The 13,687-nt window shown below is 54.5% G+C and carries 11 protein-coding genes; 9 read left to right on the top strand and 2 right to left on the bottom strand.

Annotated elements, in window-relative coordinates; translation table 11 throughout:
• The first annotated feature begins 15 nt into the window (after window positions 1-15).
• The 9 genes from hflX to AC07WB_RS17280 all read left to right on the top strand — a co-directional run bounded on the left by hflX (window position 16) and on the right by AC07WB_RS17280 (window position 11,276).
• Entirely contained in the window at window positions 16-1,296 is a 1,281-nt protein-coding gene (gene hflX / locus AC07WB_RS17320; protein ID WP_345828146.1) for a ribosome rescue GTPase HflX, read from the top strand.
• Between the two features lie 229 nt (window positions 1,297-1,525).
• Window positions 1,526-2,761, top strand: a complete 1,236-nt coding sequence (gene hflK, locus AC07WB_RS17315; RefSeq protein ID WP_097095886.1) for an FtsH protease activity modulator HflK — start codon at window positions 1,526-1,528, stop codon at window positions 2,759-2,761.
• Window positions 2,762-2,764: 3 nt separating this feature from the next.
• Window positions 2,765-3,769: a protease modulator HflC gene (hflC, locus tag AC07WB_RS17310; RefSeq protein ID WP_097095887.1), complete on the top strand. Its 1,005-nt coding sequence runs from the start codon at window positions 2,765-2,767 to the stop codon at window positions 3,767-3,769.
• 57 nt (window positions 3,770-3,826) lie between these two features.
• Entirely contained in the window at window positions 3,827-4,024 is a 198-nt protein-coding gene (locus AC07WB_RS17305; RefSeq protein WP_097095888.1) for a DUF2065 domain-containing protein, read from the top strand.
• Between the two features lie 179 nt (window positions 4,025-4,203).
• Entirely contained in the window at window positions 4,204-5,502 is a 1,299-nt protein-coding gene (locus tag AC07WB_RS17300) for an adenylosuccinate synthase (protein ID WP_007892015.1), read from the top strand.
• A 191-nt stretch (window positions 5,503-5,693) separates the two neighbouring features.
• Window positions 5,694-6,137, top strand: coding sequence for a nitric oxide-sensing transcriptional repressor NsrR (nsrR, locus tag AC07WB_RS17295; RefSeq protein ID WP_097095889.1), 444 nt, complete (start codon window positions 5,694-5,696; stop codon window positions 6,135-6,137).
• Window positions 6,138-6,153: 16 nt separating this feature from the next.
• On the top strand, window positions 6,154-8,604 hold the full coding sequence (gene rnr / locus AC07WB_RS17290; RefSeq protein ID WP_494940926.1) for a ribonuclease R: 2,451 nt from the start codon (window positions 6,154-6,156) through the stop codon (window positions 8,602-8,604).
• Between the two features lie 123 nt (window positions 8,605-8,727).
• The gene (gene rlmB / locus AC07WB_RS17285; RefSeq protein WP_097095891.1) at window positions 8,728-9,462 is read left to right on the top strand and encodes a 23S rRNA (guanosine(2251)-2'-O)-methyltransferase RlmB; all 735 of its coding nucleotides are present in this window, start codon (window positions 8,728-8,730) and stop codon (window positions 9,460-9,462) included.
• A 185-nt stretch (window positions 9,463-9,647) separates the two neighbouring features.
• A complete protein-coding gene (locus AC07WB_RS17280) occupies window positions 9,648-11,276 on the top strand; it encodes an isovaleryl-CoA dehydrogenase (protein WP_494940925.1) in 1,629 nt (542 codons plus the stop codon).
• Here AC07WB_RS17280 and bsmA read toward each other — a convergent pair.
• Together bsmA and AC07WB_RS17270 are read right to left on the bottom strand one after the other, a co-directional pair.
• Window positions 11,250-11,576 carry a biofilm peroxide resistance protein BsmA gene (gene bsmA, locus AC07WB_RS17275; protein ID WP_345828154.1) on the bottom strand — a complete coding sequence of 109 codons (327 nt, stop codon included), beginning with the start codon at window positions 11,574-11,576 and terminating at the stop codon, window positions 11,250-11,252. The two genes, AC07WB_RS17280 and bsmA, sit on opposite strands and share 27 nt — an antisense overlap.
• A 54-nt stretch (window positions 11,577-11,630) precedes the next feature.
• Window positions 11,631-13,562, bottom strand: a complete 1,932-nt coding sequence (locus tag AC07WB_RS17270) for a methyl-accepting chemotaxis protein (RefSeq protein ID WP_345828156.1) — start codon at window positions 13,560-13,562, stop codon at window positions 11,631-11,633.
• Window positions 13,563-13,687 lie beyond the last annotated feature (125 nt).

Below are 13,687 nucleotides of genomic sequence, written 5' to 3'. Positions count from 1 at the left end.
AAGCGAGGTTATAGCTTGTTTGACCGTTATGATGCCGGTGAGCAGGCCGTACTGGTACACATCTGGTTCTCCCAAGACAAAGAGCTGGAAGATTTGCAGGAGTTCGAAACTCTTGTCTCTTCTGCGGGCGTTGAAGCGCTGCAAGTTATTACGGGCAGCCGTAAAGCGCCACATCCCAAATATTTTGTCGGTGAAGGAAAGGCAGTTGAAATTGCCGATGCGGTGAAAGCGAGTGGAGCATCGGTCGTTTTATTCGATCATGCCTTAACTCCTGCTCAGGAACGTAATCTTGAGCGGCTGTGCGAATGTCGCGTAATCGATCGCACCGGCTTAATTCTCGATATTTTCGCCCAGCGCGCCCGCACCCATGAGGGTAAATTGCAGGTCGAGCTGGCACAACTACGCCATTTAGCAACCCGTTTGGTTCGCGGATGGACACACCTTGAGCGCCAAAAAGGCGGTATCGGTTTACGTGGTCCAGGTGAAACTCAGCTGGAAACGGACCGTCGCTTGTTGCGTGGTCGCATCAGTCAGATTCTTTCTCGTCTTGAACGCGTTGAAAAGCAGCGCGATCAGGGCAGGCAGGCACGCGCCAAAGCTGACGTGCCAACGGTCTCGCTGGTGGGTTACACCAACGCCGGAAAATCCACACTATTCAACGCGATTACCTCTGCGGATGTTTACGTGGCGGACCAACTTTTCGCAACGCTTGACCCTACCTTGCGCCGGCTGAATGTCGCCGATGTCGGTGAAGTGGTTTTAGCGGACACGGTAGGTTTTATTCGCCATTTACCGCATGACCTGGTGGCGGCCTTTAAAGCCACGCTGCAGGAAACCCGCCAGGCAACGCTGTTGTTACATGTAATTGATGCTGCTGATTTGCGCGTGAATGACAACATCGATGCCGTAAATGAAGTATTGGCAGAAATCGAAGCCGATGAAATTCCGACTCTGCTGGTCATGAATAAAATCGATATGCTGGATGGTTTTGTGCCGCGTATCGATCGCAATGAAGAGAACCAACCGATTCGCGTGTGGTTATCTGCACAGAGCGGCATAGGTTTACCGCTGCTGTGGCAGGCGCTTTCAGAGCGTTTAGCCGGAGAGATCGCGCAGTACGATTTACGTCTGCCGCCGGAAGCGGGCCGTTTACGCAGCCGTTTCTATCAGCTACATGCTATAGAAAAAGAATGGAATGAAGAGGATGGCTGTGTGAATTTACATGTGCGTATGCCAATCGTTGACTGGCGCCGTCTGTGTAAGCAAGAGCCGTCGCTAGCCAGTTATATTGTTTGAAATTGCCCAATCGCACTTACCCAAAAAAGATTTCAGGTTGTAGTAATTATCGTTGCAGGCCGAAATATTATGGTTTTACGCGAATATTTCGGATTGCGGCAAGGCGGCAACTGAGCAAATCCCCGGGAGCTTACATCTGTAAGTGACTGGGGTGCGTGAAGGCAGCCAACGCAGCTGCAATCCGAAAGATGAAGGGTAAAACCGTAAATACAATAAATGGAGTAGAGACATGGCGTGGAATCAGCCCGGAAATAACGGACAGGACCGCGACCCGTGGGGAAGCAGCAATAATCAAGGCGGCAACTCTGGGGGAAATAAAGGAGGTCGCGATCAGGGACCACCTGATCTGGATGATATCTTCCGTAAACTGAGCAAAAAACTCGGTGGACTGGGCGGTGGCAAACAGAATGACAATGGCCAACGCAGCGGCGGTAGCGGTGGCAAAATAGTGGGCATTGTTGCCGTAGCAGCGGTCGTTATCTGGGCGGCTAGCGGTTTCTACACCATCAAAGAAGCAGAACGCGGTGTGGTAACGCGTTTTGGCAAATTTAGCCATCTGGTTGAGCCCGGTCTTAACTGGAAGCCAACGTTTATCGATCAGGTTCGCGCCGTTAACGTCGAAGCCGTGCGTGAACTGGCGGCGTCTGGCGTGATGTTAACGTCGGATGAAAACGTTGTGCGCGTTGAAATGAACGTGCAATACCGCGTGACCGATCCGGAGCGTTATCTGTATGCGGTGACCAGCGCCGACGATAGTCTGCGTCAGGCAACGGACAGCGCCTTACGTGGCGTCATTGGTCGCTCAACCATGGATCGCATTCTGACGGAAGGTCGTACCGTGGTACGTAGCGAAACGCAGCGTGAGCTCGACGAAACCATTCGTCCGTACAACATGGGTATTACCCTGCTAGACGTGAACTTCCAGGCGGCGCGTCCACCGGAAGAGGTTAAAGCCTCATTTGATGATGCGATTGCTGCGCGTGAAAACCGCGAGCAGTACGTGCGTGAAGCCGAAGCTTATGCGAATGAAGTTCAGCCGCGCGCTAATGGCCAGGCCCAGCGTATCCTTGAAGAAGGTCGCGCCTATAAAGAACGTACGGTGCTAGAAGCGCAGGGTGAAGTGGCTCGTTTTGCGCGCCTGCTGCCAGAATATAAGGCCGCACCTGAAATCACTAAAGAGCGTCTCTACATTGAAACGATGGAACGCGTGCTCAGCCATACTCGCAAAGTTTTGATCAGCGATCGTGGCAGCAACTTGACGGTTCTGCCATTGGATCAACTGATGCGCGGTGGTCAGGCCTCGGGCCAGAGCGGTCAAAAAATGACGAATCTCATGAAATCACCTTCGTCTTCCGAAAGTAATGCGAGCCGTGGTGATACCTCATCATACAGTCCAGACAGCATCATGGATCAGCGTCGCGCCAATGCGCTGCGCAACGATACCCAGCGTCAAGGGAGGGAGTAATCGATGCGTAAGCCAATCATCGCCGTAATTATTGTAGTGTTGGTGGTGCTTTACGCGTCACTGTTCGTGGTGCAGGAAGGCCAACGCGGCATCGTGCTGCGCTTTGGCAAAGTTCTGCGTGACGATGAAAACAAACCGCTGGTGTACGCACCGGGTCTGCATTTCAAAATCCCGTTTATCGAAACCATGAAATCTCTGGATGCGCGCATTCAGACCATGGATAACCAGGCGGATCGCTTTGTTACCAAAGAGAAGAAAGACCTGATCGTTGATTCCTATATCAAATGGCGCATTAGTGATTTCAGCCGTTACTACCTGGCAACCGGTGGTGGCGACGTTTCTCAGGCCGAAGTATTGCTGAAACGTAAGTTCAGTGACCGTCTGCGTTCTGAAATGGGTCGTCTGGATGTGAAAGACATCGTGACCGATTCACGTGGCCGCTTAACCACCGATGTTCGAGATGCTTTGAATACCGGCAGCGCGGGCAATGACGATGAAGTGCAGACGCCAGCAGCAGATGATGCGATTGCCAATGCAGCGGCACGCGTAGAGCGTGAAACTAATAGCAGCGAACCGGCACCCAACCCGAACAGTATGGCTGCTTTAGGTATTCAGGTTGTCGACGTGCGCATTAAGCAGATCAACCTGCCAACGGAAGTGTCTGACGCTATCTACAACCGTATGCGCGCCGAGCGTGAAGCGGTTGCCCGTAGTCAGCGTTCACAAGGTCAGGAAGAGGCAGAAAAACTGCGCGCGCAAGCCGATTATCAGGTTACGCGTACTCTGGCAGAAGCTCAGCGTGAGGCGCTGATCTCACGGGGTGAAGGTGATGGTGAAGCAGCAAAACTGTTTGCTGATGCCTTCAGTCAGGATCCGGATTTCTATGCCTTTATCCGCAGCCTGCGCGCTTATGAGAATAGCTTCTCTGACAATCAGGATGTGTTAGTGCTGAGCCCGGATAGCGATTTCTTCCGCTATATGAAAGCGCCGACTAACGCCACGCGTTAAGAACTGATATAAAGTCCAGGCCGACAATGTTGTCGGCCTTTTTTTTGGGAAAAAAACATGAACACAACCATCTGGATGGCGCTGGCTTTAGTTTTGGTGCTGGAAGGACTTGGCCCCATGTTTATGCCACGCGTCTGGCGTCGCATGATTCTGGCGATGACCCAACTGCCCGATCGTCTACTGCACCGTTTTGGTGGCGGACTGGTGGTAGCGGGCGTGGTAATTTACGCCATGATCAGTATGCACGCAGGTTGATAAACACAAATTTGCGTGATATCTCGCAACCCAATTGTGTCTGGTGGCCATTGTTCCCCCCAACATGTTGTGATGATCAAAACTCAGGCAAAAAACAGCGCAATCGTATGCTAAAAGTGCTGAAAGAGTAAAAGTCAGGTGGTAGAATCCATTTTTAAGCAATCGGTGATTTTGAAAAAATGGGTAAGAACGTCGTCGTACTGGGCACCCAATGGGGTGACGAAGGTAAAGGTAAGATCGTAGACCTTCTGACAGAGCGCGCGAATTACGTCGTGCGTTACCAAGGTGGCCATAATGCAGGCCACACACTTGTCATCAACGGTGAAAAAACCGTCCTCCACTTAATTCCATCTGGCATCCTGCGTGAAAACGTCACCAGCATCATCGGTAACGGCGTTGTACTGTCGCCTGAAGCGCTGATGAAAGAGATGAAAGGTCTGGAAGAGCGCGGTGTGCCGGTACGTGAACGTCTGCTGATTTCTGAAGCCTGCCCATTGATTCTGCAATACCACGTAGCCATGGATGTAGCGCGCGAAAAAGCGCGCGGCGCTAAAGCTATCGGTACTACCGGTCGTGGTATCGGTCCAGCCTATGAAGATAAAGTTGCCCGTCGCGGTCTGCGCGTGAGCGATCTCTTCAATAAAGAAACCTTCGCCGTGAAGCTGAAAGAGATCGTCGATTTCTACAACTTCCAGCTGGTTAACTATTACAAAACGGATGCTGTCGACTACGAAAAAGTGCTGAGTGATACGCTGGCGGTTGCCGATATTATCACTAGCATGGTGGTTGACGTCTCTGATCTGCTGGACGGCGCGCGCAAGCGTGGCGACCTGATCATGTTCGAAGGTGCACAGGGTACGCTGCTGGATATCGACCATGGTACTTATCCGTACGTCACCTCATCCAACACCACCGCAGGTGGCGTGGCAACCGGGTCAGGTATTGGTCCGCGCTACGTTGATTACGTGCTGGGTATCGTTAAAGCTTATTCAACCCGCGTAGGTGCAGGTCCATTCCCGACCGAACTGTTTGACGAAACGGGTGAGTTCCTGTGTGCGCAAGGCCACGAGTTTGGCGCGACAACCGGTCGTCGTCGTCGTACCGGCTGGCTGGATGCGGTTGCCGTTCGCCGTGCAGTGCAGATCAACTCATTGTCTGGTTTCTGCATGACCAAACTGGACGTGCTGGATGGGCTGAAAGAAGTAAAAATCTGCGTAGCTTATCGCATGCCTGATGGCCGCGAAATGACCACCACGCCGCTGGCCGCTGAAGGCTGGGAAGGCATTGAGCCGATCTATGAAACGATGCCAGGCTGGAGCGAAACGACATTTGGCGTGAAGACGCTGGAAGGTCTGCCGCAGGCTGCACGTGACTACATCAAACGTGTAGAAGAAGTCACCGGTGTGCCGATTGATATTATTTCTACCGGCCCAGACCGTAGTGAGACGATGATTCTGCGCGATCCATTCGACGCATAATCTCTCAAGGCCGGGTATCGCCCGGCCTTTGTATTTCTAATCTTTGACTCCACTCACTCTATTTTTTCTTGCAAATATCGATACTTGCCGGAAAAAAACGCACCGGCCACCACGCTCTGGTTTATCATCATACTTAAACATCACGCCGACCGGCGCATAGTCATAACGACCGATGATTCACTGAGGTATATGTGCAGCTAACAAGTTTTACCGATTATGGTTTGCGTGCGCTGATTTATATGGCGACGTTACCGGAAGGTAAGCAGACCAACATTACCGAAGTCACCGATACCTACGGGGTGTCGCGTAACCATATGGTCAAAATCATCAATCAACTCAGCCGGGCTGGCTTTGTCGCCGCAACACGCGGTAAAAACGGCGGAATTCGTTTAGGCATGAACCCGGAAAAAATCGTGATTGGCGAAGTGGTACGAAAAATGGAGCCACTGCAGCTCGTGAACTGCAACGAGTGTGTCATCACGCCAGCTTGTCGTTTGCGTAAAGCATTGCACGATGCGGTCCAGTTATTCCTCAAGGAGCTGGATAAATATACGCTGGCCGATTTGGTCAAAGATAACGATGCGCTGTACCAACTTTTATTGTCCGAACCGCCGGTGGCAATCCAAATTAAATGACATCGGAGGAACCGTAATGTCAAAAGATCCTTTTCAGGATAGAGAAGCTGAAAAATACGAAAACCCTATTCCCAGCCGTGAATTCATTCTGGCGCTGTTAGAGAAACGGGAAAAACCGACCAGCCGCGATGACATCGCGCAGGAACTGAATATCACCAGCGAAGAGCAGCTGGAAGCGCTGCGCCGTCGTCTACGTGCCATGGAGCGCGATGGTCAGTTGGTGTTTACTCGCCGTCAATGTTACGCCCTGCCAGAACGTCTCGATCTCATTCGCGGTAAAGTGATTGGCCACCGCGATGGCTATGGCTTCCTGCGCGTGGAGGGACAGAAAGATGATTTCTATCTCTCTGCCGAACAGATGAAATTCTGCCTGCATGGCGACGTTATTCTGGCGCAGCCGGGCAGCGCCGATCGTAAAGGTCGTCGTGAAGCGCGTGTGGTACGCGTTCTCGAGCCGCGCAACAGCCAAATTGTTGGTCGCTACTTCACCGATGCGGGCACGGGATTTGTGGTACCTGATGACAGCCGTCTGAGCTTCGACATCCTGATCCCACAAGAAGAAACGCTCAACGCGCGCATGGGTTCAGTGGTGGTAGTTGAGATCACGCAACGCGCCACGCGTCGCAGCAAAGCGCTCGGCAAAATTACCGAGCTGCTCGGCGATGATATGGGAACCAGCCTTGCCGTGGATATGGCGGTGCGCACCCATGAAATTCCGCACAGCTGGCCGGAAGAAGTGGAAAAGCAGATCGCCAGGCTGAAAGAAGAAGTACCGGAAGATGCGAAGAAAGGGCGCGTTGATTTGCGTAACCTGCCGCTGGTCACCATTGATGGTGAAGATGCGCGCGACTTTGACGACGCCGTTTTCTGCGAGAAGAAGCGCGGTGGCGGCTGGCGTTTGTGGGTAGCGATTGCCGATGTGAGCTATTACGTCCGTCCCGGCACGCCGCTCGATGATGAAGCGCATCAGCGCGGCACGTCCGTCTATTTCCCGTCGCAGGTTATTCCAATGCTGCCGGAGATTCTCTCCAACGGCTTGTGCTCGCTGAATCCACAGGTTGATCGTCTGTGCATGGTGTGCGAGATGACCATCTCCTCCAGCGGCAAACTCACCGGCTTCAAACACTATGAAGCGGTGATGAACTCCCACGCGCGACTGACCTACAACAAAGTGTGGAACATTCTGCAAGGTGATGCCGATCTGCGTGAACAATACGCAGCGCAGGTGCCCCATCTGCATGAATTGCACAACATGTATCAGGTGCTGGAAACCGCGCGTGAGCAGCGTGGTGGCATTTCGTTTGAGACCGATGAAGCCAAGTTTATCTTTAACGCCGAGCGTCGCATTGAGCGCGTGGAGCGCACTTCACGCAACGATGCGCACAAGCTGATTGAAGAGTGCATGATTCTCGCCAACATTGCCTCAGCGCGTTTTGTTGAGAAAAATGAAGAGCCTGCACTGTTCCGCGATCATGATCGTCCAAGCGAAGACAGCATCAAAAGTTTCCGCACCGTACTCAACGAACTGGGCTTAAGCCTGCCGGGCGGTGCCAAGCCGCACCCGACTGATTATGCCGACCTGCTGAAGCAAGTGGCCGATCGTCCAGATGCAGAAATGCTGCAAACCATGCTGCTGCGTTCAATGAAGCAGGCAGTTTATGACCCGGAAAACCGTGGCCACTTCGGTCTGGCGCTGGCGTCTTATGCGCACTTTACCTCACCGATTCGCCGCTATCCCGATTTGCTGCTGCATCGCGCCATCAAATATTTGCTGGCGAAAGAGCGGGGTGAAGTGGATGGCATCACCACGCCGACCGGCGGCTATCACTACGATATGCAGCAGATGCTGCAGCTTGGCCAACACTGTTCGATGACCGAGCGTCGTGCTGATGAAGCCACGCGCGATGTCGCCGATTGGCTGAAGTGCGACTTCATGCAAGATCAGGTCGGCAACGTGTTCAGCGGTGTGATCTCCAGCGTGACCGGTTTTGGTTTCTTCGTCCGTCTTAACGATCTGTTTATCGATGGCTTGGTGCACGTTTCGTCGCTGGATAACGACTATTATCGCTTCGATGCGGTAGGCCAGCGTCTGATTGGTGAATCCGGCGGTCGTACCTATCGTCTTGGCGATGCGGTTGAAGTGCGCGTTGATGCGGTGCATATGGATGAGCGTAAAATCGACTTCGCGCTGATCTCCAGCAAGCGTGTACCGCGCGGCGAAGGCAAAACCGAGCGCGAGCGTGAGAAACGCGGCGGCAAGCCACCGGCCAAACGCCGTCGTGACGCCGGTAAGAAGGGGACTTTTGAACCTGATTCAGCGTTCCGCGGCGAGAAGAAAAAGCCTGCGGCTGCTGAAAAACCGGCTAAAACCGAGAAAAAAGGCAAAAAAGTCTCGGAGAAAACCCGTAAAATCGCCGCCGCCACCAAGTCCAGGCGCGCGTCGAAGAAGCAAACAGGCGAAGCCTGATTGTGTGGTCGCCTTTAACGGCGACCTAACACACCAGCAACGTGTTTTCGTAGGGTGCGCATTTATGCGCACCTGAATAATGGCCGATCTCTTCATGATTCATCTCCAACCTTGAGCAAAGTAATGAGTGAAATAATTTTTGGTATTCATAGCGTGCAGGCGCTGCTGGAGCGCGATCCGCAGCGTTTTCAGGAAGTCTTTATCCTTAAAGGCCGCGAAGATCGTCGCCTGCAACCGCTGATCCTCGCACTGGAAGCTCAGGGTATTCCGGTGCAGGTTGCCAATCGCCAATGGCTGGATAGCCAGGTTGAAGGCGGCGTACATCAGGGTATTGTGGCGCGCGTAAAGCCGGGCAAGCAGTACCAGGAAGGCGATCTGCCGGATCTGCTGCAGAGCCTGGAAAAGCCGTTCCTGCTGGTGCTGGATGGCGTTACCGACCCGCATAATCTCGGTGCTTGCCTGCGTAGCGCTGATGCCGCTGGCGTGCATGCGGTCATCGTGCCGAAAGACCGCGCAGCTCCGCTGAATGCCACGGCGAAAAAAGTGGCGAGCGGCGCGGCAGAAAACGTGCCTTTGATTCGCGTCACCAACCTGGCACGTACCCTGCGTTTGCTGCAGGAATACAACATTTGGGTAGTCGGCACCGCGGGTGAAGCCGATCATACCGTTTACCAAAGCAAAATGACTGGCCCGATGGCGCTGGTGATGGGGGCGGAAGGTGAAGGTATGCGTCGATTGACGCGTGAACATTGCGATGAGCTGATCAGCATCCCTATGGCAGGCAGCGTATCGTCACTGAACGTGTCAGTGGCCACTGGCGTATGTCTGTTCGAAGCCGTTCGTCAGCGTCAGGCGTGATCCCCGCCGCAAAAAATTTTCCAGGCCGAGCATAACTGCAAAACAGCTACATACTTATACCCTAAATAATTCGAGTTACAGGAAGGCGGCAAGTGCGTGACTCCTCAGGAGCTTACATCAGTAAGTGACTGGGGTGAACACACGTAGCCAACGCACCTGTAGCTCGAAGTATGACGGGGATATTTATGATTTGGACAACCCACACCGTATTCAATCAACCCCATCCGCTCAGCAACAGTAACCTGTTTACGCGTGATATCGCCTTGTGTGAGGCGGTTGCACGCGAAGGTGCTAGCTGGGACCGTGAATGGCTGGCTTCAGTGGGCCTGCAACTTGGCAGCGCTGAATCGCTGGAACTAGGCCGCCTGGCCAACGTCGAATCGCCGGAGCTGCTGCGTTACGATGCGCGCGGTGAACGTCTCGATGAAGTGCGCTTTCATCCGGCCTGGCATCTGCTGATGCAGGGATTGTGTGCCAGCCGACTGCACAATCTCAGCTGGCAACCCGACGTGCAGCCACATGCGATGGTGGCACGTGCCGCGCGATTTATCCTGCATGCGCAAGTTGAAGCAGGCTCGCTTTGTCCCGTCACCATGACGCATGCCGCCATTCCGCTGCTGCAAAATCATCTGCCTGAACCCTATGCTGACTGGCGCGAAACGCTGCTCAGCGATCGTTATGACGCGCATCATCTGCCGGGCAATAAGAAACGCGGCCTGCTGATTGGCATGGGCATGACGGAAAAACAGGGAGGCACCGATGTGTTGAGCAACACCACGCGCGCTGAGCCGTTAGGTGTGCGTGGTGCCGGTCAGGCGTATCGTATTACCGGCCACAAATGGTTCTTCTCGGTACCGCAGAGCGATGCGCATCTGGTTCTGGCGCAAACGCCACAAGGGCTGAGTTGCTTCTTCCTGCCGCGCCTGCTGCCGGACGGCACGCGTAACGCTATTCGCCTCGAGCGTCTCAAAGACAAACTGGGCAATCGCTCCAACGCCAGTGCCGAAGTCGAGTTTCAGGATGCCATTGGCTGGTTGATGGGCGAAGAGGGCGACGGCGTACGGCTGATCCTGAAAATGGGCGGCATGACGCGCTTCGACTGCACGCTGGGCAGCCACGGCCAAATGCGCCGCGCGCTGTCAATTGCCGTACACCATGCGCAGCAGCGCCAAGTGATGGGCAAAAACCTTATCGATCAGCCGCTGATGCATGCAGTGCTGGCGCAGCAGGCGCTGCAGCTGGAGGGACAAACTGCGCTGTTGATGCGTCTGGCACGTGCCTGGTCATCGCCCGCCAGCGAACATGAACGCTTATATGCGCGTTTGTTCACCCCTGCCGCCAAATTTGCCGTCTGTCAGGCGGGGATGCCGTTTGTGGCGGAAGCGATGGAAGTGCTGGGCGGCATCGGCTATTGCGAACAGAGCGAGCTGCCAAGGCTATATCGAGAGATGCCCGTCAACAGCATCTGGGAGGGTTCTGGCAACGTGATGTGCCTTGATGTACTGCGCGTAATGGGTCGCCATTCAGAAGTGATAACCATGCTGCACGATGAGTTTGATGCGGTAAAAGGCAGTAATCGCCATTTCGATCGTCGCTGGCGACAGCTGCGTTTGCAGCTTGCTCACGTGCGCGAAGGGCAAGCACGCGACATCACGCGTGAGCTGTATCTGCTGGCCAGCGCGGCAATTCTGCTGAAAGTCGCTGAGCCGCCGCTGGCCGATGGCTGGTGTCAGCAGCACCTCGATATGCGCGGTAAACGCGCGTTAAGTGACGATCTTTGCGCACGCTTACTGCTGCGCGCCAGTGCCGGTTGAGGGGGCGCCATACAGAATGGCGGTGGCGTACCAGAAGCTGGGAATGGTGGTCTCATCCAGCATCAGAATCTGATAATAAACCGCACCGGCCTGATTGGCTTTGGCGGCGATGGCGCGCTGCGCATCATCCGGCGAGCCGCGCGTGGTGGCAGTGATAGTGCCGAGCTTCGGCAATCCATAACTCTGCGCACGCGAAATTTCCTGCGCCTGATGACCTGGCGGCGGCGGGGCTTGTGGCGTGGTGGTGAAAGCAGCGCAGCCGCTGAGCAGCAGCGTTAACACCAGAAAGAGAGTACGCATGGCAATTCCAGAAGGGGGAAGATGGTTCAAGTGTATGCCATCTTCCCAGCAGTTTTAGTCCTTCAGATGAAAAATGCTCACCAGCTGGGTCAGATGGTGACCTTTCTGACTCAGATGATTGGCGGTGGATTCTGACTGATTAATCATATCGCTACTTTGATGGGTTGCCTGGCTGATGTGATTCATCGCCAGATTCACCTGGCCAATACCTGCCGCCTGCTCCTGTGCGGCAATATTGATCTCTCCCATCAACGTTTTAACCTGCTCAATGTGATTGACGATATGGCTCATCGCATCGCGCGTTTGCTCCGACAGCGTATGCCCGGCCGCCACTTTATCGATTGAGCTGGCGATCAACCCATCAATCTCTTTAGCGGCATTGGCACTGCGCTGCGCCAGCGCACGCACTTCAGCAGCGACAACCGCAAAACCTTTACCGTGTTCACCGGCACGCGCCGCTTCAACCGCGGCGTTCAGCGCCAGAATGTTGGTCTGAAATGCGATTGACTCAATGACGTGGGTGATATCGGCGATGCTCTGCGACGCAACGCGGATCTCCGACATGGTTTCCACCGAGCGCGCTACGGTGCTGCCGCCGTGATTGACGGTATTGGCTGCTTCACCCACCAGTGCCATGGCCTGACGCACGTTGGCGGCGGTTTGTGCCACCGTAGCGCCAAACTGCTCCATGCTGGCCGAGGTTTCTTCCACGCTGCTGGCCTGGCGGCCAATCTGCTCGCTAATGCTGGAGCTGCTGGCGGCGATAGTGTCGGTGCCGCTGCTGATCTCACGCGCGGCCGAGCGCACCTGGCTGACGACTTTTTCCAATCCATCGCCAATGCCGTTGATGGCGCTAACCAGCTGACCGATCTCATCACGACGTGTGGAGTCAAGATGCGCCTGCAAATTACCGGCGGCGTACTGTTCCGCCAGATGAATTACCTGCTGCAGCGGACGTGTAATGGCGCGGCGGCTGTACCACATAAAGCCAAGCGCAAACGCAACCACCAGCGCCAGGCCAATCGCCATAAACAGGTTACGGCTGTGCGTGATGGGCGCCAGCAGGCTGGCACGGCTCACCTCACTAACGATGATCCAGTTCCAGCCCGGCAGCTGCTGCCACGCCAGCAGTTTGGTTTCGCCCTCAAGTTCAACCGCGACTAATCCCTTCGGTTGGCTGAGCAGCTGCTTTTGTGTGGCCTGATCCCAGCGCGGCAGTTTGCCTTCAGATTGACGATCAAACAGATAGTGTCCCTGGCTGCTGCCCGGCGCACCGTTGAGCACCGAGAAGGTGCCGCTGTCACCTAAATGACGCGCCAGCACTTTGTCGCGCATCAGCGCGTATTGCGCATCGATCTGCACGCCCACGAACAGGATAGCGATCACCGCGCCGCTGCTATCCTGCACCGGCTGATACTGCGTGATGTAACGATGGCCGAACAGCGTTGCCAGGCCACGATATACCGCGCCCTGATTCACACTGCGCCAGGCGGCACTGCTGCGATCCAGTTTGGTGCCAATCGCCCGGCTGCCATCCTCTTTTTTCAGCGAGGTGGAAATACGCACATAATCCTCGCCGTCACGCACGAAAACGGTGGAGACCGCGCCGGTGCGATCGAGGAAATCATCCACGGCAATCTGGTCGAGGTTGAGGGTTTTCAGCCCGGCACGTAGCGTTGGCGTACTGAATTCACCCACCTGAATGCGTTCACTTTCGTCGCGACTAAAGCGTTTTGGCAGAAAGCTCTGGAACAGTTTGGTGTAATTTGCCACTTCTTCCGATAGCGTGGCGTTGAACATGGTGGCCATTTCATTAATGCCCTGCACCTGATTCTGCATATCATCGGTCGCCAGCTGTTCCAGCTGACGGGCCGCGTTATGGCTTAGGGTAAGGGTCAACGTAAAGAGCACAATTGCCACGCTCAAAGACGTCAATACAGACAGCTTAATTCCGAGACTCATGGCGCTGAGAGAAAGACGCTGCATAAAGTACCTTTTGAGATTATTGGAGGGGTACAAGATCAACGGCAAAGCGCGCTAAATGTTTAGGGCAGAAATTATTACAACTTAATGTGAAGTGGCTCGCATTTTGTCCGGTAGCGCTTACACTG

This window comes from Pantoea sp. GW821-FHT03E06 (genome assembly GCF_059420725.1).
This window is presented reverse-complemented; position numbering and strand designations above follow the sequence as displayed.